The organism is Mesorhizobium sp. M7A.F.Ca.CA.002.09.1.1 (assembly GCF_003998555.1).
Taxonomy (GTDB): Bacteria; Pseudomonadota; Alphaproteobacteria; order Rhizobiales; family Rhizobiaceae; genus Mesorhizobium; species Mesorhizobium ciceri.
In genome coordinates, this window is record NZ_RZRR01000543.1 from 1 (window position 1) to 3,881 (window position 3,881).

The window sequence follows — 3,881 nt, forward strand, 5'->3', positions numbered from 1 at the left end:
GGGCGTGACGCTGCAGATCGACGATCAACCGCCGTCCCCGCAGCGCTTCAGGACCTGCCTGCCGACGGGTTGCGTCTCCGTCTTTACGGTTGATCGGCCGACGCTTGGAAAGCTGAGGGGAGGCTCGGTGCTGAAGCTCAATGTCACGACGGACGCCGAGACCCCGCTGAGCTTCCCTGTGTCGCTTCGCGGCCTGACCGCGGCGCTCGACCGCATGGTGGCGTTGAGCGCAAATTAGGGTGCGCGCTGACCAGCTTTTGGCCGCAGTGAGCCACATGAAGCGTACGCCGGCCGCCGCGATGGAGTATTTTTGGACGCGGCATCCAAAGGGGCGTGCCTGAAAAAGGGCTCAACTTCAGGTTGGATCATCGACAGCCGCTATCCGAACCGGCCATGATTCTGGCCATACCGGCCCACTGGCCTGCCGTTTTTTGTGCTTTCCCACTGAATGCGGCGTCTGGATACAACCGCAGCGAGCCGACGTTATGTGCTATTTTTGCTACATCTCGCAGCCTTGTTGCCCAAAAAGGCTATTTAGCGATCTCTAAATCAATAATCGCTCACATATTTCGTGAATCTGTGAATAATCCACCGACGGGCAGGCCTTGGCTTGGTTAGCGCTCTGAAAAGGACGCTGGGGAAACGTTAGGGTGGGATTAATGAATACGACAAACATGTCGACCATAGGCAGGCGCCTTGGTCTTTTGATGGCGGCCACCATGCTGACCTGCGGCAGCGCTCACGCGCTCACGCTCAAGGAGGCGATGGCTGTCGCGGTGGAGTCCAATCCCGAGATTGGACAGGCGATCGAAAATCGCGAAGCCATCGAGTTCGAGTTGCGGCAGGCCAAGGGCCTTTATCTTCCCAGTGTCGATGTCGAGGCATCGGCTGGCGTTCGCCGGCTCGACAATCCGTCCCGGCGCTCTCTTTCCATCGAAGGCGATGCGCTCTATCCGGCTGAAACGGATCTTACCGTTTCGCAGACGCTTTATGACAGCGGCGGAAGGCGGGCCGAATTGAACCGTCAGGCATCGCGCGTCGACGGCGCTTCGTTCCGCGTTCTGGAACGGTCCGAATTCATCGGGTTGTCCGTTGTCCAGGACTATCTGGAATACATGCTGCAGGCCTCGATCGTTGCCGAAGCGAAGAAGAATCTCGGCTTCCACCAGGCAATTCTCGGCGACATCCGGCAAGGCATCTCGGGCGGCGCGCTGAACGAGGCCGACCGTCAACAGGCCGAGGAACGGCTGTTCGCCGCCAAGGCGCGCATGCAGGAGGCGACCGAGGAACTGGAAGCGGCCAAGATCCGCTTCTTCAAAACCGTCGGAAAGCCACTGACCAGCCCTTCGAGGCCTGGCGATGTTTCGGCCGCACTCCCGCGCTCGCTCGACGACGCGATAGGGTTGGCGCGGGAAAGCAATCCGCGCGTACACATGGCCAACAGCGACATCGACGCGGCGGCCTCCCTCGTGGACGCTGCGCGGGCAAAATTTGGCCCCTCCATCATCGCTGAAGGTCGGGCCCGGGCAGGAACCGACATTGACGGCGACGATGGCGACACCACCGACCTGCAGGCGCGCGTGGTCCTGCGCTGGAACCTCTACCGCGGTGGCATCGACAAGGCCAACGAGCAGGAACAGATCCGCCGCACCAGTGAACAGCGTCTCGCGCTGCATCAGGTCCAGCGCGAAATCGAGGAAGCCGTTCGCACCTCATGGGATCGCCGTTTCCGGCAAGCCGATCTGGCAAAGACCCTGAGGCAACAAGCCGCTGCCAATGAGAAGCTGGTTGCTTCCTATCGCGAGCAGTTCAAGGTCGGACAGCGCTCGCTGCTCGACGTGCTCGATGCGCAGAATACACGGTTCAACACGGCAACGCTGGCGGATACCGCTTCCTACGCATCGCTGTTTGCCCAGTACCGGCTCCTGGCCGCGACCGGACAGTTGCTGAAAACGATGAATCTCGAGCCGGCAAAGCAAGCGACGGCCTATGCACGCACCGAGTTCGCAGCACCGGAAACCGCGGACACAGAAACCTATGCGCGGACGCCATCGGAGCAGAAGAACGACCTGCCATTCGATATTCTCGCTCCGGTGAGGAAGAAATAGGACAGCACAAGGTCCAGCGAGCGTCCTGACGGACAGATCGTGAACCAGCAACCCAACATCCTCTCCCCGAAGGAGGCGTTCAAGGCCTGCTTCTCGGCCGTTGCCGGATATCTCGGCAGGCCGAGCGCGGAGACCGTGCTGTTTGCCGGCGTGCCGCTCTCGGACACGCGAATTGCGGCCGACGACATCAGGCACCTTGCCGAACGCATCGGCCTGGAAGTCACCGAGTTCAATCATCGCGATTTTCTCAGGGGGCGTATCGACCTGCCGGCCATCGTCTTTCGCGTCAGCCAATTGCCCGTCGCCCTGCTGGCTCTAGGCGAAGGCGATGCGTATATCACCGCGCCCCAGGAAGACGGCCGCACCACGATCGGCCGGTCGGAACTGGCCGCCAGCTACATCAGCGGCGGCGCTTCCTTTTCGATCACCTATGCCAATGCCGCCGAGACCATGTCGGTCGGCTCGGCGGCCAGGATCGAGCGAAGACATTGGCTTACGGGGACGATGGGCGCTTTCTGGCGCACCTACTCGAAAGTCGTCCTGGCGGCGGTGTTCATCAATCTGCTGGCCATAGCCTCGCCGATCTTCACCATGAACGTCTACGACAGGATCCTGCCGAACAAGGCGATATCGACACTGTGGGTCCTGGCTCTCGGCATCGGTGCGGTCATCCTGTTCGACCTGCTTTTGAAGACGGCAAGGGCTTCCCTCATCGACTATGCCGGGCGCAAGGCGGATCTGCGGATATCCTATCTGCTGTTCGAAAAAGTGCTGAACTCGTCGCTTTCGGCGCGCCCCGGCTCGACCGGCGAATACGCAAACAGGGTCACGCAATATGAGTTCGTCAGGGAGTTCTTCACCTCCAACACCATAAGCGTGTTCATCGACACGGCATTCGTCTTCGTCTTTCTCCTTGTGATCTATGCAATAGGCGGCTGGCTGGTGATCATACCGGCGCTGGCCTTCGTGATGTCCGTCATCGTCGGCCTGGTCACCCAGCGCCGCATCGGCAAGCGCGTCGCCGCCTCGATGAACGAAGCATCGCAGCGCCAGGCCCTGCTGGTCGAATCGATCTCGACGCTGGAGACCATCAAGTCGCTGCGCGCCGAGGCGTATCTGCTGCGGAAATGGGGAGAGCACTCCAAGAACGCCGCCAACACGTCCGAGAAGATCAAGCAGCTTTCGGCGGCGGCGGGCAACATCACCCAGTCCATACAGCAGCTGGTGACCGTCGCCCTGGTCGTGGCCGGCGCCTATGCCTTCTCGGAAGGGCATGTTTCGACAGGAGCAATCATAGGAACGGTGATGCTGGCGAGCAGGGCCGTGGCGCCGCTCGGCCAGATCGCCATAACGTTGTCCCGGTTCCGCCAGGCCATGCTCTCGCTGAGGATGGTGAATTCGATCATGGCTCAACCGGAAGATCGACCCGACACGGTGGGCTTCGTCAACCGCCCCATCCGCAAGGGGGCGATGGTGTTCAGGAATGTCGGGTTTGTCTATCCAGGCTCGGAAAACGAAGTTTTGACCGGCCTGAATTTCTCGGTCAAGCCGGGTGAGCGGATCGGCATCATCGGCCGCATAGGATCGGGAAAGACGACGATGGGTCGGCTGGTCGGCCGGCTCTTCCTGCCGACTTCCGGTGAGTTGCTGCTGGATGGGATCGACATTCGCCAGTATCACCCGTCCGAGGTTCGCGCCGCGGTCGGCATCGTTGCGCAGGCCGGCGACCTGTTCTCGGGCACCATCAAGGAGAACCTCCTGATGGCATGCCCC

General features: G+C 61.1%; 3 protein-coding genes. All 3 read left to right on the forward strand.

Going from position 1 to position 3,881, the window contains the following annotated elements; genetic code table 11:
• The coding region (locus EN994_RS21560) for an invasion associated locus B family protein (RefSeq protein ID WP_206530447.1) at window positions 1-238 on the forward strand (238 nt) is incomplete at its 5' end.
• A 421-nt stretch (window positions 239-659) separates the two neighbouring features.
• A complete protein-coding gene (locus EN994_RS21565; RefSeq protein ID WP_013529844.1) occupies window positions 660-2,108 on the forward strand; it encodes a TolC family protein in 1,449 nt (482 codons plus the stop codon).
• Window positions 2,109-2,147: 39 nt separating this feature from the next.
• Window positions 2,148-3,881, forward strand: a 1,734-nt coding sequence (locus EN994_RS21570) for an ABC transporter transmembrane domain-containing protein (protein WP_127307796.1), incomplete at its 3' end; no start/stop codon positions are given.